We start from the raw sequence: 19,897 nt of genomic DNA on the forward strand, positions 1-19,897 counted from the left end.
GCGCGGCGAGGCCCGTCCCCGGTCGGGGACGGGCCACGCCGCGTGCTAGCGGGTCACTGCAGGACCTCGCGCGCGAGGTCCTCCATCCACTGCTCGCTCTCCTCGACCTCGCAGGTCGCGTCCGGGCCACGGGAGCCGCAGCTGGTCATCTCGTAGGTCCCGTCCGCCCGGCGGATGACCACGTGGTCGCGGCCGACCGTCGAGCCGTCGGGAAGCTCGCTGCCGGGGCCCTGGTAGAACACGTAGAACCAACGGTCCGAGCCCGGGATCTGGAAGAGCGGCAGCTCGGCCGCCGTCGTCGGGCTCGTGATGATGGCTGCCCTGGGCTCGGGCTCCCCGCCCTGGCCGAGGTGCCCGAGGGTGACCTCGGGGTGGTTCGGACCATCCTTGCCCTCAGGGTCGTCGGGGAACCGCTCGATGCGGTGGCTGGGGTAGAAGAACTCCCGGGACCGCGGCTCCAGCGGATCCGGGGCGTCGTGGAAGTCCCAGACGAGCCCGCTGGGGTACTCGACCCGCACGGCGACGTGGTCCGCGTCGCCGTCGGAGCGCAACCAGACCTTGACCCCGCCCGGTGCGCCGAGGTAGCCGTCGGCACCGGGCCCGACCGCCGCGACGTGGTCGTGGCCGAGGTCGACCGGCTCGGGCGGCGTGGCGGGGACGGCGGTCGCGTCGGTCGGCTCGACGGCGGCCGTCTCGGAGGACGACGAGGCGGGGTCGGTCGTGCCGTCCGCCCGGTCGAGCAGCGGCGCGCCGACCGCGACCGCCGCGGCGAACGCGGCGACGCCCGCGACGGCGCCGGCGGCGTACCGGGTCCGGCGCCTGCGGCGGCCGCGCGACAGGACGAGCGCGGGGTCGAGCGCGGGGCCGGGCTCGGGTGCTGTGTCGTGCGCGGTCGCGCGCAGGTGGTCGAGCAGCGGGTCGTTCATCAGGGCGTCTCCGTCCAGGTCGGTGCGTGCGGGTGGGGTCCACGGGGCGGCTGGTGCTCGGTGCCGGCGGTCATCGCGGCCCGCAGCACGGCGAGCCCGCGGGACGCGGTCGACCGGACGGTCCCGGGGCTGATCCCCAGGTCGTCGGCGACCTCCGTGTCGGACAGGTCGAGGAGGTGGCGCAGCACCACGATGCGGCGCTGACGCGGGGTGAGGAGCGCGAGCGCGCGCAGGAGCTGGTCGCGGTCCTCCGCGCGCCGCGAGGCGGCCACCGGCGTGTCCGGCAGCTCGTACGGCGAGACGAGGACCTCGCGGCGCCGGCGGCGCCACGTGTCGACGCGCAGGTTCACCAGCACCCGCCGCGCGTACGCGAGCGGGTCGCGGCGGGCACGGGACCACGCCGCGTACGTGCGCACGAGCGCCTGCTGCGTGAGCTCCTCGGCGCGGTGCTCGTCACCGACGAGGAGCCACGCGGCGCGCAGCAGGTCGCGCCGGTGCTCGGTCATGAACGCGGTGAACTCCGCGTCCCAGGAGACCTCCGTGGTGGCGGCCCGACCGCGGAGCAGGACGTGCCCGAGCTCGCGAGGGACCGCCGGTGGGCCGGGCTCCGGCCCGCGGTGGTCGTCGGACGTGGACGTCAGCGGCATCGTGGTCACACCGTAGAGAACGCAGCAACCCCGTCCGGTGTTGAGTCCCGACCGTGCCCGACCCGACCGGGAACGCTCGGGTCGCGGTCAGCCGTCCGCGTCGGTGGTCCCGGTCCGCACGCCGCGTGCGGCGAGCTCGGCCAGCAGCGCGGCGCCGCCGTCCGGCTGCGCGTCGAGGCACTCCGCGGGCACACCGGTGCACAGGCCGCCGGTGTCGAGCACGTCGGCCGTCGACCCGCCGCCCAGGTGCAGGACCAGCGGAGCGGCGCCGGGTCCGTCGGCGCGCATCACGCTGCCGAGCGCGACCACGTACAGCCGGGCTCCCGTGCCGGTGGGGTCCTCGAAGGTCGGGATCTCGAGCGCGTGCACGGTGCGCCCGTCGTCGTCGCGGATGCCGTCCGGGAACCAGAGCAGCACGTCGGCCCGGGGCATCCACGGGGGGACGACGCCCGTGACGAGCCGCACGTCGTCCGCGCCCCAACGGGCCGCGCCGGGGTAGGACGAGTCCGCGGCGAGGCGTTCGGCGGTGTCGTCGTCCGACCACGTGACGGGCAGCCGGATCTCGGTGCCCGCGACTCGCGCGACCACGCCGCGGCCGGGTCGTTCGCCGTCCGGACCCCCGGCGGCGAGCAGGTCGGCGGGTGTGGCGCGCGCGAGGCTCACGGTGCGCTCGACCGTCGCGACGACCGAGACGGGCACGCGGACCCCGGTGTCCCAGCCCGCACCCGTCGAACGGGCGAGCGCGGTCGTGGCGCGCACGCCGGGCGCGAGGTCGGTGACGGAGGCGGCCGCGTCGCGCGGCTCGGCGCGGATGGCGGCGACCGCGTCGGCGAGGCCGGGCACCTCGTCGACGTCCGGGCACTGCTCGGGGCCCGCCCCGTCGCACGGCACCGGGACGACGTCCCCGTCGGAGTCGACCAGGAGGACCCCGGACCGGCCCAGGCGCATCCGGGCCGCGACGGAGTAGTCGCCGAGCGCGGCGGCCAGCAGCTGGCCGTCGGGTGCGGCGAACGTCGGCAGCTCGACCACCGTGGTGGCGCCGCCGGTCACCGCGAACCCGGTCGTGCTCCACAGCAGCACGTGGGGCTCCCGGAGGTCCTGGGGGAGGACGACGAGCTCGGTCCACTCGCCGGTCTCGAGCTCGCCCGAGAACCGCAGGCCCTCGGTGGCGGGGGCGCTGCCCCAGGTCCACGTCCCGCCGCCCGTGCCTTCCGCGCTGCCGGCGGCGACACCCGTGTAGTAGGCGGCGGCCTCCTGCTCGCCGTCGGACTCGTGGCCGACCGTGAGCACCAGCTCGCGCTCGTCCGAGCTGAGGCCGAGGTCGACCTGCCACTGCGCGTCCCCGGCGAGGGGCACCGAGTGGCGTTGCGGGGCGCGCGGCGCGCCGACCCGGTTGACCGCGAGCAGCCCCTGCGCGACCTCGACGACGTGGTCGTCGCCCAGGGGCAGCGCGATCTGCGTCGGCGGCTGCGCGGGACGCGGCTCGGCGGTGCGGTCGGCCAGGTCGACGACCACGGTCGCGGCGAGCGCGACCGCGAGCACGCCGCCGGCGACGCGCGTCGCCGTGCGCCGCCGGACGTGCCGGTGCGCCGCGTGCAGCAGCGCGTCGCGGTCCAACGACATGGGCGGGGTCGCCTGCGCGGCGCGCGCGGCGAGGTCCGGGTCCGGACGCAGCTCGGCGCTCATCGGGCCTCCTCCTGGTGCGTGGCGAGCGCGGCGCGCAACGTCGCGAGCCCGCGGGACGCGGTGGACTTCACGGTGCCGACGCTCACACCGAGCTCGGCGGCGACCTCGGCCTCGGGCATGCCGATCATGTGCCGCAGCACGACGATGCGTCGCTGCCGCGGGCTGAGCAGCGCGAGCGCGCGGGCGAGCTGGTCGCGGTCCTCGGTGCGGGCGTGCACGTCGTTGCGCGCGCGCTCCGGCAGGTCCTCGGGCGCGGTGAGCACCTCGCGGCGTCGTCGTCGCCACGTGTCGACGCGCAGGTTCGCCAGGACGCGCCGCGCGTACGCGAGCGGGTCCTGCGCGCGGTGCCACGCGGCGTAGGTGCGCACGAGCGCCTGCTGGGTCAGCTCCTCGGCGCGGTGGGCGTCCCCGCACAGCAGCCAGGCGGTGCGCAGCAGGTCGTCCCCGTGCTCGGCGACGAACGCGCTGAACTGCTCGTCCGTCGCGCTGCGGGTCCGGGCTGCGCGCGGGCGAGGGGCGACGACCGTGAGCTGCTCGACGCGGACGGTGCCGTCCTCGTCGCGTGTCCCGGCTGTCATGGTGGTCACACCGTAGGAGACGCACGAGCGTGCGCGAAGGTTGAGTGCCGGGCGTCACGTCGTGGCGATGGGAGGATGGGGCGCGTGACTGTGACGAACGAGGCGACCACTCGCGCGGCGGGGGCGGTGCTCCCGCCGCTGCGGATCGGCCCCCTGCAGGTCGACACGCCCGTCGTCCTCGCGCCGATGGCGGGCGTGACCAACGCGGCGTTCCGCCGCCTGTGCCGCGAGCAGGGGGCGGGGCTGTACGTCGCGGAGATGGTGACGAGCCGCGCGCTCGTCGAGCGTGGTGAGGAGTCGCTGCGGATCATCCAGCACGAGCCCGACGAGCGGCCGCGGTCGGTGCAGCTGTACGGCGTCGACCCGAGCACGGTCGAGGCGGCGGTGCACATGATCGTCTCGGAGGACCGCGCGGACCACGTGGACCTCAACTTCGGGTGCCCGGTCGCGAAGGTCACGCGCCGCGGCGGCGGCTCCGCGCTGCCGTGGAAGCGCGGGCTGTTCCAGGACATCGTCACGCGGGCCGTGCGTGCCGCGCAGCCGTACGGGGTGCCCGTGACGGTCAAGATGCGCAAGGGCATCGACGACGACCACCTGACGTACCTCGAGGCAGGCCTCGTGGCGCAGGACGCAGGCGTCGCGGCGGTCGCGCTGCACGCGCGCACCGCGGCGGAGTACTACTCGGGCACGGCGGACTGGGAGGCGATCGCGCGGCTCAAGCAGACGGTCACGGACGTCCCGGTGCTCGGCAACGGGGACATCTGGTCCGCGCAGGACGCGCTGACGATGGTCGAGCAGACGGGGTGCGATGGCGTGGTCGTCGGGCGCGGCTGCCAGGGGCGGCCGTGGCTGTTCGCGGACCTCGCGGCCGCGTTCGCGGGGTCCGACGAGCGGGTGCGGCCGGGGCTGCGCGAGGTGGCGCACACGGTGCGCCGGCACGCCGAGCTCATGGTGGAGCACTTCCGCGACGAGTCGAAGGCGCTGCGCGAGATGCGCAAGCACATGGCGTGGTACTTCAAGGGCTACGTGGTGGGTGGCGACCTGCGCGCGCGGTTCGGCCTCGTGAGCTCGCTGGCCGAGCTCGACGAGCTGATCGCGCTGCTCGACCTGGACCAGCCCTACCCGGGCGAGCCCGCCGAGGGTCAGCGCGGCCGGGCGGGCTCGCCCAAGAAGGTCGTGCTGCCGTACGGCTGGCTCGACTCGCGTGACCTGTCCGACGACTTCCGCCGCGAGCTGCACGAGGCCGAGCTCAGCGTCTCCGGGGGCTGACCCCGCTCCGCACGGCGGGGCGGGACCTCACTCGACGCGCGCGACCCGCACCGTCGCGGCGAGCCGGGCCACGTCCTGCACGGTGGCGAGCGGGGCGCCGAGCCCGACGTGCGTGACGGCGAGCCCCGCGGTCGCGGCGGCCTCGGCGAGCGTCCGCGCGCGCGGCTCGCCCGCGAGCACGGCGCGCAGCAGGCCGGCGAGGAACGCGTCACCGGCGCCCTCGGCGTCGAGCACCGGTCCGACGTCGGCCGGCCCGACCTCCCACCAGCCGTCCGCGTCGCGCGCGATGGCCCCGCGGGCGCCACGCGTGCAGACCGCGAGCGACGCGCCGCCCGCGACCGCCGCGGACAGGTAGGCGCCGGGGTCGGCGAGCCGCGCGTCGGACACCAGCAGGACGTCCGCGGCCGCGACGAACGCGCGCTGGTGGTCGCCGATGCCGTCGTCGTCGTGCACGTCGCACCACACCGGGACGTGCGCGGCGCGCGCGACGCTCAGGAGCTCGCGCGAGGACGTGGCCAGGTCGAGGACCGCGGCGTCGGCGGAGCGCACGAGGTCACGCAGCGCGTCGTCCGCCGGGGGAGCGGTGGGCAGCTCGAGGTAGACGGAGAGCCGGTCGCCGTCGTCGGAGACGAGGTTGACGTGCCGCTCGGTGCGGCCCGCGACCGCCGGCCGGCTGAGCACCGTGAGCGGCGCCGCGCCCGCGCGCGGCCGGAGCGCGGTCAGGACCCGCTCCGCGTGCTCGTCGTCGCCGAGGGTGGTGGCGAGCGTGGTGGGCACGCCGAGCGCGGCGAGGGTGCGGGCCTTGCCGGCGGACGTGCCGCCGAGGCCGTCGTGGTGCGCGGAGGCCAGCACCATGTGCGGGACGGGCTCGGGGAGCTCGGCCACCCGGACGACGGTGTTCCAGGTGGCGGGTCCGTTCACGACGACGTGGGTCACGCACGCAACCTACGGCGCTGGACCCGTACCCTGGAAGCGCGCGACGAAAATTGCTGCAACGGATTGCAGCACGCGCAGACCTGTCGACGACGACCTGGTGGTGACGATGACGCACCTCGCACGCCGCACGTGCCGCGGCTTGGCCGCGCTCGCGGCCCTGCTCCTCCTGCCCGCCGCGCTCGGCGCGTGCTCGGACGACCCCCCCGACCCCGCCACGCAGCCCGCGTCGGACGGCAGCGGGCACGACGTCGGCGTGCAGCTCTTCCAGTGGACGTGGGACGCGATCGCGCAGGAGTGCGCCACGACGCTCGGGCCCGCGGGGTACGCGTGGGTGCTCACCTCACCGCCCAACGAGCACATCACCGGCGAGCCCTGGTGGACGTCGTACCAGCCCGTCAGCTACCGCATCGAGTCGCGGCTCGGCACGCGCGAGCAGTTCGCGTCCATGGTCGACGCGTGCCACGAGGCGGGCGTCGACGTGCGCGTCGACGCCGTCGTCAACCACATGACGGGGCAGGACGTGCCCGGCACCGGCTGGGCCGGCTCGCCGTACGAGCACTACGAGTACCCCGGCACGTGGACGCCCGCGGACTTCCACCACTGCGGGCTGACGCCGGACGACGACATCGCGATGTACCTGGACCGCGCGCAGGTCCAGACGTGCGAGCTGCTGAACCTCGCGGACCTCGACACCGGCGCCGCCCACGTGCGCGAGCGCCTCGCGGCGTACCTGCAGGACCTCGTGGACCTCGGGGTCGACGGCTTCCGCATCGACGCGGCCAAGCACATGGCGACCGAGGACGTCGCGGCGGTCGTCGCTGCCCTGCCCGACGACGTCGCCGTCATGCAGGAGGTCATCCGCGGCTCGGCGGAGCCGATCACGCCCGAGGAGTACACCCCGAACGGCCAGGTGTACGAGTTCACGTACGGCAAGGAGCTCGCCGGGGTCGTCGCGGGCTCGCCGGGGCTCGCGCTCGAGCTCGGCGAGTCGACCGCCCGGTACGTGCCGTCCGCCGACGCGGTCGCGTTCGTCGAGAACCACGACACCGAGCGCAACGGCTCCACGCTGTCCTACCGCGCCGGGACCGACGACGCGCTCGCGACCGTGCTGATGCTCGCCGGCACCTACGGCACGCCGCAGGTGTACTCGGGCTACGCGTTCGAGGACGTCGACGCGGGCCCGCGTCAGGACACCGACGGGCGGGTGCTCGACGCGACGTGCGCGCCGGACGTCGCGCCGGGCGACGACCTGGCCCCCGGCGACTGGGTCTGCCAGCACCGCTGGCCGCAGGTCGCGGGCATGGTGGGCTGGCGCGGCGTCGTGGGCGACGCGCCCGTCGTCGACACGTGGTCGCAGGGCGACGCCGTCGCGCTCGGGCGCGGACAGCGCGGGTTCGTCGTCGTGAACCTCGGCGACGACGAGCTGCGCGCGACGCTCGCGACCCGGCTGCCCGACGGCGAGTACTGCGACGTGCTCGCCGGGGCCGGGACGTGCGCGCCGACCCGGGTGCGTGACGGACGCGTCGACGTCGTCGTGCCCGCCGGGTCCGCGGTGGCGTGGGACGTGAGCCGCACGCGCTGACCGCGCCACGACGACGAAGGGCCGGGTCCCGCGGACGTCTCCGCGAGGCCCGGCCCCGGCCGTCAGGCGTGCGTCAGGCGCGCACCCACACCGTGGTCTCCGGCTCGACGAGCAGCGCGCCGGAGGCGTCGCCCGAGACCGGGCCCGACGCGAGCAGCAGCTGCGTCGGCGCGGGCAGCACGACCGGCTCGGCCGACAGGTTCGCGACGACACGCACGTCCCGGTTGACCAGGTCCAGGACGTCGTCGTGCGACGCGTGCCAGGCCAGCCCGCCCGAGCCGAGCGCCTCGGTCTTGCGCAGCGCGAGCGCCGCGCGGTAGAGCTCGTACGTCGAGCCGGGCACACCCCGCTGCGCGTCCAGCGCGTACCGCGCCCACGACAGCGGCTGCGGCAGCCAGGCCGCACCCGTGGGCGAGAAGCCGAACGCGGGGGCGTCGGCCGACCAGGGCAGCGGCACGCGGCAGCCGTCGCGGCCGAGCTCGGCACCCTGCGTGCGGAAGAACGCGGGGTCCTGACGCGCGTCGTCGGGCAGCGCGGTGTGGTCCGGCAGGCCGAGCTCCTCGCCCTGGTAGACGTACGCCGAGCCGGGCAGGCCGAGCATGAGCAGCGTCGCGGCGCGTGCGCGGCGCAGGCCCAGCTCCTCGTCGGGCTGCTCGTCGCGCGCGCCGATGCCGTTCGGGCGCGAGCCCGGCACCGGCAGGCCCAGCCGGGAGGCGTGGCGCACCACGTCGTGGTTCGACAGCACCCACGTGGTGGGCGCGCCGACGGCGTCGCTCGCGGCGTACGACGCCGTGATGACGTCGCGCAGCGAGGGCGCGTGCCACAGCGTCGCGAGGAACGCGAAGTTGAACGCCTGCTGCATCTCGTCGGGGCGCACGTAGCGCGCGAGGCGGGACAGCGGCTCGACCCACGCCTCGGCGACGAGCGCGCGGTCGCCGTCGTACTCGGCGAGCACCCTGTTCCAGGCGCGGTAGATCTCGTGCACGCCCTCCTGGTCGAACATCGGGCCCTGGTTGCCGGACCCCGTGACCTCGTCGACGCGGTCGAGCGCCGACGCGTCCTGCGACCCCTCGATCATGGACACGTGGCCGTGCCAGTCGGGCAGGCCGGGTGCCTTGACCATCCCGTGCGCGACGTCGATGCGGAACCCGTCGACGCCGCGGTCCAGCCAGAACCGCAGGACGTCCTCGAACTCGGCGCGGACCTCGGGATGCTCCCAGTCGAGGTCGGGCTGCTTGGAGTCGAACAGGTGCAGGTACCACTGGCCGTCCGGCACGCGCGTCCAGGCCGGGCCGCCGAAGATCGACTGCCAGTTGTTCGGCGGCAGCTCGCCGTGCTCGCCGCGGCCGTCGCGGAACAGGTACCGCTCGCGCGCGGGAGAGCCCGGGCCGGCCGCCAGCGCCTCGACGAACCACGCGTGCTCGTCGGACGTGTGGTTCGGCACCAGGTCGACGATCACGCGCAGCCCGAGGCCGTGCGCGGCCTCGAGCATGACGTCGAAGTCCGCGAGCGTGCCGAACAGGGGGTCGACGTCGCGGTAGTCCGCCACGTCGTAGCCCGCGTCGGCCTGCGGCGAGCGGTAGAACGGCGAGAGCCACACGGCGTCGACGCCGAGATCGGCGAGGTGCGGCAGGCGCGCGGTGATGCCGGGCAGGTCGCCCACGCCGTCGCCCGTGCCGTCCGCGAACGAGCGCGGGTAGACCTGGTAGATGACGGCGTCGCGCCACCACTCGCCGTCGGGCGAGCCGGGTGCGTGGACGAGGGTCGGTCGGGTGTCGAGGGTGGTCACGCGGTGGTCTTTCTCTGGGGTCCGCGGGCGCGGACGTGCGGGGGTCGGCCGGGGGTGGCCGGGGACCGGGGGAGGCGGGGCTCGACGTCGTGCGCCGGTCCACGCAGCGAGGTGCCGCGGGCCCGGTGACCGGGCCCGCGGCGCTCGCGGGTCAGCGGGTCGCTGCGGGCGCGAGCCCGACCGTGGCGGGTGCCGCACCCGTGGACCCGCGCACGATGAGCTCGGGGTGGAACTTGAGCTCGATGCGCGAGGCGGGGGTGCCGTTGATCTCGGCGACGAGCGCCGAGACCGCCGCGTGCCCCATCGCGAGCACGGGCTGGCGCACCGTGGTCAGGGGCGGGTCGGTGAACGCGATGAGCGGCGAGTCGTCGAACCCGACGACGGACAGGTCGTCCGGCACCTCGAGGCCGCGCGAGCGGGCGGCCCGGATCGCGCCGAGGGCCATGAGGTCGGAGCTGCAGACGACGGCCGTGTGGCCCGAGGCGATGAGCTCGAGCGCGGCGGCCTGGCCGCCCTCGACCGTGAACAGGGTCGAGACGATGTGGTTCTCGGCGTCGGTGAGGCCGAGGTGCCGGTTCAGGTTGTCGGCGAACGCGGCGCGCTTGCGCTGTGCGGGCACGAACCTGTCGGGGCCGATCGCGAGACCGATCGAGCGGTGGCCGAGCGACACGAGGTGCCGGAACGCGAGGTCGAGGGCTGCCTCGTCGTCGATCGAGACGAACGGCGCGTCGACACCGGACGCGAACCCGTTGACGAGCACGATCGGCATACCCCGGCTGCGCAGCCGGTGGTAGCGCTCCTTGCTCGCGGAGGTGTCGGCGTGCAGGCCCGAGACGAACACGATGCCGGCGACGCCGTGCTCGAGCAGCATCTCGACGTACTGGTCCTCGGTGGTGCCGCCGGGTGACTGCGTGCACAGCAGCGGCGTGTAGCCGCGCTCGGTCAGCATCGACTCGATGACCTGCGCGAACGCGGGGAACACGGGGTTGGCGAGCTCGGGCACGACGAGGCCGACGAGGCCCGCGGAGCGGGTGCGCAGCTTCTCGGGGCGCTCGTAGCCGAGCACGTCGAGGGCGGCGAGCACCGCCTGGCGTGCCTGCGCCGACACGCCGTGCTTGCCGTTGAGGACACGGGACACGGTGGCGGTGCTGACACCGGCCTGTTCCGCAAGGTCCGTCAACCGCGTACGCACGGGAGGCAGCGTAGGGGACATGGGACCTCCTCGTCCTCGCCCATTCGGGTTCGTGGGTCTCTCCGGGTCGTTCGAGCAGCCATTCTGGACGTCTGGACGACCGTCTGAAACCGTTGCCTGAAAGTTACCGTAACGACTTGCAGGTCGCGTTGCAACGGCGTTAGCGTCGGCATCATCAGGCCAGAGCCGGTCGCAGGGCCCGTCACAGCACGGTCGTCGCGTGGGCGTCTCTGGGCTACGCCACCCAAGATCAGGAGACACACGATGCGACGGAGCATCCCGGCCCTCGCGGCCGCGCTGGGGCTCGCACTTACCCTCACCGCGTGCGGCGGCAGCGGTGACGACGGTGCGAACGAGACCACGGAGCCGACGGCCGGCGCGGCCACCACCGAGCCCGCGCTCACCGGCACGCTCACGATGTGGGTCGACGAGACCCGCATCGACGTCATGAAGCCGATCGTCGAGGAGTTCCAGTCCGAGACCGGCGTCAAGGTCGACCTCGTGCAGAAGGTGTCGGGCGACATCCGCACCGACTTCGTCTCGCAGGTCCCGACCGGCCAGGGTCCCGACGTCATCATCGGCGCGCACGACTGGACCGGCGAGTTCGTCAACAACGGCGTCGTCGCCCCGATCCAGCTCGGCGCCAAGAGCGACGAGTTCGCGCCGTCCGCCGTGCAGGCGTTCACCTACGACGGCCAGGTCTACGGCGCCCCGTACGCGATCGAGAACATCGCGCTCGTCCGCAACAACAAGCTCGTCCCCGAGACCAAGGCGACGACGTTCGACGAGCTGGTCGCCGAGGGCAAGGCCGCCGGCGTCAAGTACCCGGTGCTCATCCAGCAGGGTGACCAGGGCGACGCGTACCACCTGTACCCGCTGCAGACCTCGTTCGACGCCCCGATCTTCGCCCAGACCGCGGACGGCTCGTACACCACCGACCTCGGCCTCGGCGGCGAGAACGGCGGGAAGTTCGCGACGTACCTGCAGAAGCTCGGCAAGGAGAAGGTCCTCGACCCGGCGCTCGGCGGCGACCAGGTCAAGGAGGCCTTCCTCAACGGCGAGTCGCCGTACATCGTGACCGGCCCCTGGTACACGACCGAGTTCACCAAGGCCGGCCTCGACATCTCCGTCCTCCCCGTCCCGAGCGCGGGTGGCGCGGAGGCCAAGCCGTTCGTGGGCGTGCAGGGCGCGTTCATCTCGGCGAAGTCGGCCAACCCGGTCCTCGCGAACGAGTTCGTCGTGAACTACCTGACGACCGAGGCCGTCCAGTCGAAGCTGTTCGACCTGGGTGGCCGCATGCCGGCCCTGAAGGCCGCTGCGGCCAAGGTCGACGACCCGATCCTCCAGGGCTTCAACGAGGCCGGCGCGACCGGCGCCCCGATGCCGTCGATCCCCGAGATGGGCGCGATGTGGCAGTTCTGGGGCACCACGCAGGTGCAGATCATCGGCGGCCAGGCCACCGACCCCGTCGGCGCCTGGAACACGATGGTCAAGAACATGCAGGACGCGATCGACGCGGCGTGACCTGACCGGCCGCCCGCACCGCCACCCGGCGCGTGCGGGCGGCCGCCTCACGTGCCGTGACCCGGCACGTCCCGGACCCCGCGCCCCCGTACCGCGCCCACGCGCGCGCCGTGCGGCGGCGGAGCACACTGCACACATCGGCGCCCGACGGCGGGCGCCGCGCGGAGGACCCTATGTCGCAGCAGACGATCGCGCCCGACAGCGAGCACGCCCCACCCGAACCACCTCCCGGCGACGCGCGCCCCGTGCGCGGTGACTCCTCGCCGGCCCGGGACTTCTCCCGGGGCTTCCTGGTCAAGCTCGTGCTGGTCGGCCTGATCGACGCGATCGGGCTGTACGGCATCCTCACGGCGATCTCGGTCGAGCAGTGGGCGATCGTCGCCTTCCTCGTCCTGGCTCTCGTCGCCGTCAACTGGGCGTACTTCTCGCGGCGGGCGCTCGCCGCGAAGTACCTGCTGCCCGGGCTCGTGTTCCTGCTCGTCTACGTGATCTTCACCGCCTGCTACACGGCGTACGTGGCGTTCACGAACTACGGCGACGGCCACAACTCCACGAAGGACGACGCGGTCGCCGCGATCCTCGCGCAGAACGAGCAGCGCCTGGAGGGCTCGCAGGCGTACCCGCTGACGATCCTCACCGACGGTGACGGGGCCCTCACGTTCGCGATCGTGCGCGACGGCCAGGCGCTCGCCGGCACGCAGGGGGACCCGCTCGCCCCCGCGCCGGACGCGACCGTCGAGTCCGACAAGGTCACGGCTCTGCCCGACCACGAGGTGCTCGGTTTCGGGGCCGTGGCGCAGCGGCAGCAGGAGATCGTCGACCTGCGCGTGCCGGTGTCCGACGACGCCGCCGACGGGTCGCTGCGCACGCAGGACGGCTCGACGGGCTACATCTTCGAGTCCGTCATGGAGTACGACCCCGCCGCCGACACCATGACCGACACGCAGACCGGCGTGGTTTACCGGCCCAACGACCATGGGCAGTTCCAGGCCGAGGACGGCTCGACCATCACGCCCGGCTGGCGCGTCAACGTGGGCTTCGAGAACTTCACGCGGGCGTTCAGCGACGACCGCCTGCGCACGGCGTTCGTCGAGATCTTCCTGTGGACGTTCGCGTTCGCCCTGCTGTCGGTTGTCACGACGTTCGTGCTCGGCCTGTTCCTCGCGGTCGTGTTCAACGACCCGCGCGTGCGGGCCCGCAAGCTGCTGCGCGCACTGTTGATCCTCCCGTACGCGGTCCCGGCCTTCATCTCCGCGCTGGTGTGGAAGGGCATGCTCAACACGCGCAGCGGCTTCCTCAACCAGGTGATCCTCGGTGGCGCCGAGATCCCGTGGCTGACCGACCCGTGGCTCGCGAAGCTCTCGATCATCGCGGTCAACCTGTGGCTCGGCTTCCCGTACATGTTCATCGTGTGCACGGGCGCGCTGCAGTCGATCCCCGGTGAGGTCTACGAGTCGGCACGCATGGACGGCGCCAAGCCCTGGCGCATCATGCGCTCGATCACGCTGCCGCTGCTGATGGTCTCGGTCGCACCGCTGCTGGTCGCGTCGTTCGCGTTCAACTTCAACAACTTCGCGCTCATCTACATGCTCACCGGAGGTGGTCCCAACTTCGTCGGCACGCCCGTCGTCGTCGGGCACACGGACATCCTCATCTCGATGGTCTACTCCATCGCCTTCGAGAGCGGCCTCAAGCAGTACGGCTTCGCGAGCGCCCTGTCGATCCTCATCTTCATCCTGGTCGGCGCGATCTCCTGGTGGGGCTTCCGTCGCACGCGTCGTCTCGAGGAGCTGTGATGACCACCACCCAGACCCAGCCGGGCAGGGCCACGACGAACCTGCGCCGCAGCGGGACGCACGGGCGGCGCTGGTGGCGCGAGGTGTCGTGGCGCTACCTCGTGGCGCTCGTCATGATCGTGATCTGCGTGACGCCGTTGCTGTACGTCATCTCCGCGTCCCTCAACCCGGGCGGTTCGCTCGTCGGGTCCAACCGCCTGTTCCGCACCGTCTCGGGCGAGAACTTCGCCGACCTGGAGGCGCGCGGGTTCTGGACGTGGCTCGGCAACTCGCTCGTCGTGTGCTCCGTGACGGCGATCGGCACGGTCCTCATGGGCGCCGCGGCCGCGTACGCGTTCTCGCGGTTCCGGTTCAAGGGCCGTGAGAAGGGGCTCACCGGGCTGCTGCTCGCGCAGATGTTCCCGCAGACCCTCGCGTTCGTCGCGATCTTCCTGCTGCTGCTCACGCTCAAGGACGTGTTCCCGGCGTTGGGGCTCGACAGCCTGCTCGGGCTGATCTTCGTGTACCTCGGTGGCGCGCTGGGCGTGAACACGTTCCTCATGTACGGCTTCTTCAACACGGTCCCGCGCGAGCTCGACGAGGCCGCGAAGATGGACGGCGCGACGCACGGCCAGATCTACTGGACGATCATCCTGCGCATGGTCACGCCGATCCTCGCGGTCGTCGGGCTGCTGTCGTTCATCTCGTCGTTCGGCGACTTCCTCATCGCGAAGGTCGTGCTGCAGCGCTCGGACCACTGGACCGTCGCGGTGGGGCTGTACTCGCTCGCGGCCGACGAGCGCACCGCGCCGTGGGGGCTGTTCGCCGCCGGTGCCGTCGTCGCCGCCGTGCCCGTCGTGCTGCTGTTCATGTTCCTGCAGAAGTACATCGTCGGCGGCCTCACCGCGGGGTCCGTCAAGGGATGACGTCATCGGGCCTGCCGCACCACGACGGGTCGGAGCTGTACGTCGCACGCGGCACGCCGCGGCTCGGGGACGTCGTACCCGTCCGGGTGCGCGTCCCCGCGTCGCGGACCGAGCGGGGCGTGTGGGTGCGGGTCGTGCGGGACGGCGAGCCGCGGCTCGTCCCCGCGCGGCTCGATCGCGGCGACGAGCACGAGCGCTGGTACGTCGCCGACGTGCTCGTGCACAACCCCGTCACCTCCTACCGGTTCCTGCTCGACGAGCCCGGCGGGTACCGCTGGCTCGACGGGCGCGGCCTGCACGCACGGGACGTGACCGACGCCGGCGACTTCCGGTTGACCGTGCACGAGCCGGCCCCGCGCTGGCTCGACGACGCCGTGGTGTACCAGGTGTTCCCGGACCGGTTCGCCCGCTCGTCGGGCCACACCGGTCCGCCTACCGGCCCGCTGCCCGACTGGGCGCTGCCGGCCGCGTGGTCCGACGAGCCGATCGGCGCGGGCCCGGGCGTGGCGCAGCAGCTCTACGGGGGTGACCTGGCAGGGATCGAGGCGCGGCTGGACCACCTGCAGCGGCTCGGCGTCGACACGCTGTACCTCACGCCCGTCTTCCCGGCGCGCTCGAACCACCGCTACGACGCGACGTCGTTCGCGCACGTCGACCCGCTGCTCGGCGGCGACGCGGCGCTCGCGTCCCTCGCGGGCGCGGTGCACGCCCGGGGGATGCGGGTCGTGGGCGACCTCACGACCAACCACACCGGCGCGGGCCACGACTGGTTCACCCGGGCGCAGTCCGACCCGACGAGCGACGAGGCGCAGTTCTACTACTGGACCGAGGATCCGCCCGGCTACGTCGGCTGGCTCGGCCACGCGTCCCTGCCGAAGCTCAACTACAACGCCGCGGGTCTGGCCCGACGGCTCGTCGAGGGCCCGGACTCCGTGGTCGCGCGCTACCTCGAGCCGCCGTTCGCGCTCGACGGGTGGCGGATCGACGTCGCCAACATGACGGGGCGGCACGCGGCCGACGACCACACGCACGCGGTCGCCCGCGCGATCCGCACGACGATGGCGCAGGCCAACCCGTCGGCCGTGCTCGTCTCGGAGCACTTCCACGACGCCGCGGCCGACCTGGTGGTGGGCGGCTGGCACACCAACATGAACTACTCGGCGTTCACCCGGCCCGTGTGGACGTGGGTGGTCGAGCCGGGCTCGACGCTGCCGTTCATGGGTCTGCCCGTGCCGGTGCCGAGGTCCGGGGGAGCGGCCATGGTCGCCACGATGCGTGACTTCGACTCGACCGTCCCCTGGTCGGTCACGCGGCACCAGTGGAACCTGCTCGGCTCGCACGACACCGCGCGCATCCGGACGGTCGCCGGGTCGCGCGAGCGCGTGGAGGTGGCTGTCGCGCTGCTGGCGACCTACCCCGGCACGCCCGTGGTCTGGGCGGGCGACGAGGGTGGTCTCACGGGCGTCAACGGCGAGCACGGTCGCGTCCCGATGCCCTGGGACCGCATCGACGGCCGGCCGGGTGCGCAGGGCGCGCCGTGGGACGTCGAGACGTTCGAGACGTACCGCGAGCTCATCGCGCTGCGGCGCTCGTCGCGCGCGCTGCGTGAGGGCGGGCTGCGCTGGGTGCTGGCCGAGGACGACGCTGTGGCGTACCTGCGCGAGACCGCCGACGAGCGCGTGCTCGTCGTGCTCGCACGCGACGCCTGGCCGGGCGCGCGCCTGGCGGTGACCGCGCGCGCGGCCGAGCGGCTGCACGGCGACGGCTCGGTGACCCTGACGCCGGCGGGGCTCGTCGTCGGCGGGTCGCGGGGGCCGTCAGCGCAGGTCTGGCGGCTGTCCTGACCCGTGCCGTTGCGTACGCTGGGCACCGATGACCACGCTGGAGCACCTGGACGTCGGCGGCTACGTCGACGTCGACCGTGAGCGCTGGGTCGCCGAGTCGGCGAAGTCCAAGGGGCGCACGCCGTTCGAGCGCGACCGCGCGCGCATCGTGCACTCCTCGGCGCTGCGCCGCCTGGGTGCCAAGACGCAGGTGCTCGGTCCCTCGTCGGACGACTTCGTGCGCACGCGGCTGACGCACACGCTCGAGGTCGCGCAGGTGGGGCGTGAGATCGCGAAGGCGCTGGGGTGCGACCCGGACGTCGTCGACACCGCGTGCCTCGCGCACGACCTCGGCCACCCGCCGTTCGGGCACAACGGCGAGCGTGCGCTCGCGGCGCTCGCGAAGGGGATCGGTGGCTTCGAGGGCAACGCGCAGACGCTGCGTCTCCTGACGCGGCTCGAGCCGAAGGTCGTCGCGCCGGACGGGCGCTCGGTGGGGCTCAACCTCACGCGCGCCTCGCTCGACGCGTCGGTGAAGTACCCGTGGCGGCACCTGCAGGGGCCCGTGAGTGCGGCGAGCGGGCGGCCGACGCACAAGTTCGGCGTGTACGAGGACGACCTGCCGGTGTTCGAGTGGCTGCGCCGGGACGCGCCCGCGGGCCGCAAGTGTCTCGAGGCGCAGGTCATGGACCTCGCGGACGACATCTCGTACTCGGTGCACGACGTCGAGGACGCGGTGGTGGGCGGCCGCCTCGACCTCGCGGTGCTGTCGATCCCCGACGAGCGGGCGCGCGTCGCGGAGGCGATCTCGACCTGGTACGGCGACGCGGTGGACGAGAACGGGCTGCTGGAGGCGATGGACCGCCTGGTCGCGGCGCGTCTGTGGGCGCCCGGCTTCGACGGCTCACGCGGTGCGCTCGCCCTGCTCAAGGACGCCACGAGCCAGCTCATCGGCCGGTTCGCGAAGGCCTCCCAGAAGGCCACGCGCGCGCAGTACGGCGCCGGTCCGCTCACGCGCTACGCGGCGGACCTCGTCGTGCCGCTCGAGACGCAGGCGGAGATCCTCGTGCTCAAGGGGCTCGCGGTCGCGTACGTGATGGCGCCGCGCGAGCTCGAGCCGCTGTACCACCGCCAGCGCGAGGTCCTCACGGACCTGGTGCACGTCATGGCCGACCGGGCGCCGCTCGCGCTCGAGCCGCCGTTCGCGGCGGACTGGACGCAGGCCGCGGACGACGCGGCACGGCTGCGCGTCGTGGTCGACCAGGTCGCGTCGCTCACCGACGTCTCCGCGGCGGACACGCACGCGCGGCTCGTCCGCCCGCCGCGGCACTGACGGTCCGGGGGCGCCCCCGTCGGATCGCGGGGGAGTGCTGCGTGCGCTCCCGCCGATTTCCCGCGCATCGTTGACCGGATTCCGGCGTTCTGGCTAGTTTCATGGGTGAGGGATTTGTGAATTTCCCTTACAAAATGCCCGCACTTCCCCATCGCACAGGGAGGCAAGGATGCATCACCCCACCAGGCGGGCCGGCGACGGCGCCGGACCCGCACACCAGCAGCGACGACGAGGAGCCCTCGTCGCGATGGCCGCAGCCGCGGCGCTCGTCGCGACCGGCCTCGTCGCCGCACTCCCGGCCACCGCGGCCGGGGCCTTCACGGCGACGTTCACGTCCGCCGGGGACTGGGGGACCGGTCACCAGGCGTCCGTCACCGTCACCAACGGCACGACGAGCACGGCGAGCACCTGGACGCTCGAGTTCGACCTGCCGGCCGGCACCACGATCACCAGCTCGTGGGACGCGGACGTGACCCGCACCGGCACCCACTACAAAGTCACCTCCAAGAGCTGGGCCGGCCCCTTCGCCCCGGGCGCCACCCAGACGTGGGGGTACATCGGCAGCGGCCCGTTCGCGCAGCCCACGGGCTGCACGGTCAACGGCGCCACCTGCACCGGCGGGACCGTCCCGACGAACCCGACGACGAGTCCGACGACGGGTCCCACGACGAACCCGACGACGGGTCCCACGACGGACCCGACGACGAACCCGACCGCGAACCCGACCGCGAACCCGACCGCGAACCCCGCAGGCCGCAAGCTCGTCGGGTACTTCGCGGAGTGGGGCGTCTACGGGCGCAACTACCACGTCAACAACATCAGGACGTCGGGCAGCGCGTCGAAGCTGACGCACATCCTGTACGCGTTCGGGAACACGACCGGCGGGCGCTGCTCGATCGGCGACGCGTACGCGGCCTACGACAAGGCGTACACCGCCGACCAGAGCGTCGACGGCGTCGCGGACACGTGGGACCAGCCGCTGCGCGGCAACTTCAACCAGCTGCGCAAGCTCAAGGCCGCCAACCCGGGCCTCAAGGTCCTCTGGTCGTTCGGGGGCTGGACCTGGTCGGGCGGCTTCACGCAGGCGGCGGCGAACCCCACCGCGTTCGCGGACTCGTGCTACTCGCTGCTCAACGACCCGCGCTGGGCCGGTCTGTTCGACGGCATCGACGTCGACTGGGAGTACCCGAACGCGTGCGGCCTGAGCTGCGACTCGAGCGGTCCGCAGGCGTTCGACCGTGTCGTCACGGCGCTGCGCGACAAGTTCGGCTCGAGCTTCCTCGTCACGGCCGCGATCACGGCGGACGGCAGCAGCGGCGGCAAGATCGACGCGACCGACTACGCCACCGCGGCGACCAAGCTGAGCTGGATCATGCCGATGACGTACGACTACTTCGGCGCATTCAACCCGCAGGGACCGACGGCACCGCACTCGCCGCTCACGTCCTACCCGGGGATCCCGCAGGCGGGCTTCAACTCCGAGGACGCGGTGAACAAGCTCATCGCCAAGGGGATCCCGGCGAGCAAGATCCTGCTCGGCGTCGGGTTCTACGGACGCGGCTGGACGGGCGTCACGCAGAGCGCACCCGGCGGCTCGGCGACCGGCGCCGCGCCCGGCACGTACGAGGCGGGGATCGAGGACTACAAGGTCCTCAAGAACCGCTGCCCGGCCACCGGGACGGTCGGCGGGACCGCGTACGCGAAGTGCGGCAACGAGTGGTGGAGCTACGACACCCCCGCGACGGTCGCCACCAAGACCGCCTGGGCCAGGAGCAAGGGCCTCGGCGGGGCGTTCTTCTGGGAGCTGTCGGGTGACACGAGCAACGGCGAGCTGGTCTCGGCGCTCAAGTCGGGCATCGGCTGACCGGACGACGAGGTGAGGGGGTCGGCGCCGACGGCGTCGGCCCCCTC

General features: G+C 73.4%; 15 protein-coding genes. 8 read left to right on the forward strand and 7 right to left on the reverse strand.

Going from position 1 to position 19,897, the window contains the following annotated elements:
• Positions 1-53: 53 nt before the first annotated feature.
• The 4 genes from ACT17Q_RS06440 to ACT17Q_RS06455 form a co-directional block, all read right to left on the reverse strand.
• Positions 54-926 carry a hypothetical protein gene (locus ACT17Q_RS06440; RefSeq protein WP_444665148.1) on the reverse strand — a complete coding sequence of 291 codons (873 nt, stop codon included), beginning with the start codon at positions 924-926 and terminating at the stop codon, positions 54-56.
• Entirely contained in the window at positions 926-1,573 is a 648-nt protein-coding gene (locus ACT17Q_RS06445) for a SigE family RNA polymerase sigma factor (protein WP_444665149.1), read from the reverse strand. The genes ACT17Q_RS06440 and ACT17Q_RS06445 overlap by 1 nt, the downstream gene beginning before the upstream one ends.
• A gap of 87 nt (positions 1,574-1,660) precedes the next feature.
• On the reverse strand, positions 1,661-3,259 hold the full coding sequence (locus tag ACT17Q_RS06450; RefSeq protein WP_444665150.1) for a hypothetical protein: 1,599 nt from the start codon (positions 3,257-3,259) through the stop codon (positions 1,661-1,663).
• On the reverse strand, positions 3,256-3,837 hold the full coding sequence (locus ACT17Q_RS06455; protein ID WP_094182223.1) for a SigE family RNA polymerase sigma factor: 582 nt from the start codon (positions 3,835-3,837) through the stop codon (positions 3,256-3,258). Before ACT17Q_RS06455 ends, ACT17Q_RS06450 begins: the two co-directional genes overlap by 4 nt.
• A 90-nt stretch (positions 3,838-3,927) precedes the next feature.
• On the opposite strand from ACT17Q_RS06455, the gene dusB reads away from it, so the two are divergent.
• The gene (gene dusB / locus ACT17Q_RS06460) at positions 3,928-5,106 is read left to right on the forward strand and encodes a tRNA dihydrouridine synthase DusB (RefSeq protein ID WP_444665365.1); all 1,179 of its coding nucleotides are present in this window, start codon (positions 3,928-3,930) and stop codon (positions 5,104-5,106) included.
• A 27-nt stretch (positions 5,107-5,133) separates the two neighbouring features.
• Here the strand turns inward: dusB and ACT17Q_RS06465 are convergent, their stop codons facing one another.
• Positions 5,134-6,042 (reverse strand): carbohydrate kinase family protein, encoded by a 909-nt coding sequence (locus ACT17Q_RS06465; protein WP_444665151.1) that lies wholly within the window; start codon positions 6,040-6,042, stop codon positions 5,134-5,136.
• On the opposite strand from ACT17Q_RS06465, the gene ACT17Q_RS06470 reads away from it, so the two are divergent.
• Positions 6,011-7,624, forward strand: a complete 1,614-nt coding sequence (locus ACT17Q_RS06470; RefSeq protein ID WP_444665152.1) for an alpha-amylase — start codon at positions 6,011-6,013, stop codon at positions 7,622-7,624. The genes ACT17Q_RS06465 and ACT17Q_RS06470 overlap by 32 nt on opposite strands.
• 73 nt (positions 7,625-7,697) lie before the next feature.
• Here ACT17Q_RS06470 and ACT17Q_RS06475 read toward each other — a convergent pair whose 3' ends face one another.
• A complete protein-coding gene (locus tag ACT17Q_RS06475) occupies positions 7,698-9,413 on the reverse strand; it encodes a glycoside hydrolase family 13 protein (protein ID WP_444665153.1) in 1,716 nt (571 codons plus the stop codon).
• Between the two features lie 151 nt (positions 9,414-9,564).
• Positions 9,565-10,626 (reverse strand): LacI family DNA-binding transcriptional regulator, encoded by a 1,062-nt coding sequence (locus ACT17Q_RS06480; protein WP_444665154.1) that lies wholly within the window; start codon positions 10,624-10,626, stop codon positions 9,565-9,567.
• Positions 10,627-10,869: 243 nt separating this feature from the next.
• Here ACT17Q_RS06480 and ACT17Q_RS06485 point away from each other — a divergent pair, with 243 nt between their 5' ends.
• From ACT17Q_RS06485 to ACT17Q_RS06510, 6 genes are all read left to right on the forward strand, one after another.
• A complete protein-coding gene (locus ACT17Q_RS06485; protein WP_444665155.1) occupies positions 10,870-12,129 on the forward strand; it encodes a sugar ABC transporter substrate-binding protein in 1,260 nt (419 codons plus the stop codon).
• Positions 12,130-12,302: 173 nt separating this feature from the next.
• Entirely contained in the window at positions 12,303-13,925 is a 1,623-nt protein-coding gene (locus ACT17Q_RS06490) for an ABC transporter permease subunit (RefSeq protein ID WP_444665156.1), read from the forward strand.
• Complete coding sequence (locus ACT17Q_RS06495; RefSeq protein WP_094180317.1) at positions 13,925-14,830, forward strand: sugar ABC transporter permease; 906 nt, start codon at positions 13,925-13,927, stop codon at positions 14,828-14,830. Before ACT17Q_RS06490 ends, ACT17Q_RS06495 begins: the two co-directional genes overlap by 1 nt.
• Positions 14,827-16,674: a glycoside hydrolase family 13 protein gene (locus ACT17Q_RS06500; protein ID WP_444665157.1), complete on the forward strand. Its 1,848-nt coding sequence runs from the start codon at positions 14,827-14,829 to the stop codon at positions 16,672-16,674. Before ACT17Q_RS06495 ends, ACT17Q_RS06500 begins: the two co-directional genes overlap by 4 nt.
• A 28-nt stretch (positions 16,675-16,702) precedes the next feature.
• Complete coding sequence (locus ACT17Q_RS06505; protein WP_268532304.1) at positions 16,703-17,986, forward strand: deoxyguanosinetriphosphate triphosphohydrolase; 1,284 nt, start codon at positions 16,703-16,705, stop codon at positions 17,984-17,986.
• Positions 17,987-18,233: 247 nt separating this feature from the next.
• Entirely contained in the window at positions 18,234-19,850 is a 1,617-nt protein-coding gene (locus tag ACT17Q_RS06510) for a glycosyl hydrolase family 18 protein (protein WP_444665158.1), read from the forward strand.
• The last annotated feature ends 47 nt before the right edge of the window (positions 19,851-19,897 follow it).

The organism is Cellulomonas sp. CW35 (assembly GCF_052378485.1).
GTDB lineage: Bacteria > Actinomycetota > Actinomycetes > Actinomycetales > Cellulomonadaceae > Cellulomonas > Cellulomonas uda.

Bases quoted from the DNA above. Each gene is read 5' to 3' on its own strand.
- ACT17Q_RS06440 (WP_444665148.1), bottom strand. From the start codon at position 926: ATGAACGACCCGCTGCTCGACCACCTGCGCGCGACCGCGCACGACACA.
- ACT17Q_RS06480 (WP_444665154.1), bottom strand. From the start codon at position 10,626: ATGTCCCCTACGCTGCCTCCCGTGCGTACGCGGTTGACGGACCTTGCG.
- ACT17Q_RS06450 (WP_444665150.1), bottom strand. From the start codon at position 3,259: ATGAGCGCCGAGCTGCGTCCGGACCCGGACCTCGCCGCGCGCGCCGCG.
- ACT17Q_RS06455 (WP_094182223.1), bottom strand. From the start codon at position 3,837: ATGACAGCCGGGACACGCGACGAGGACGGCACCGTCCGCGTCGAGCAG.
- ACT17Q_RS06495 (WP_094180317.1), top strand. From the start codon at position 13,925: ATGACCACCACCCAGACCCAGCCGGGCAGGGCCACGACGAACCTGCGC.
- ACT17Q_RS06485 (WP_444665155.1), top strand. From the start codon at position 10,870: ATGCGACGGAGCATCCCGGCCCTCGCGGCCGCGCTGGGGCTCGCACTT.
- ACT17Q_RS06490 (WP_444665156.1), top strand. From the start codon at position 12,303: ATGTCGCAGCAGACGATCGCGCCCGACAGCGAGCACGCCCCACCCGAA.
- ACT17Q_RS06505 (WP_268532304.1), top strand. From the start codon at position 16,703: ATGACCACGCTGGAGCACCTGGACGTCGGCGGCTACGTCGACGTCGAC.
- ACT17Q_RS06500 (WP_444665157.1), top strand. From the start codon at position 14,827: ATGACGTCATCGGGCCTGCCGCACCACGACGGGTCGGAGCTGTACGTC.
- ACT17Q_RS06445 (WP_444665149.1), bottom strand. From the start codon at position 1,573: ATGCCGCTGACGTCCACGTCCGACGACCACCGCGGGCCGGAGCCCGGC.
- ACT17Q_RS06510 (WP_444665158.1), top strand. From the start codon at position 18,234: ATGGCCGCAGCCGCGGCGCTCGTCGCGACCGGCCTCGTCGCCGCACTC.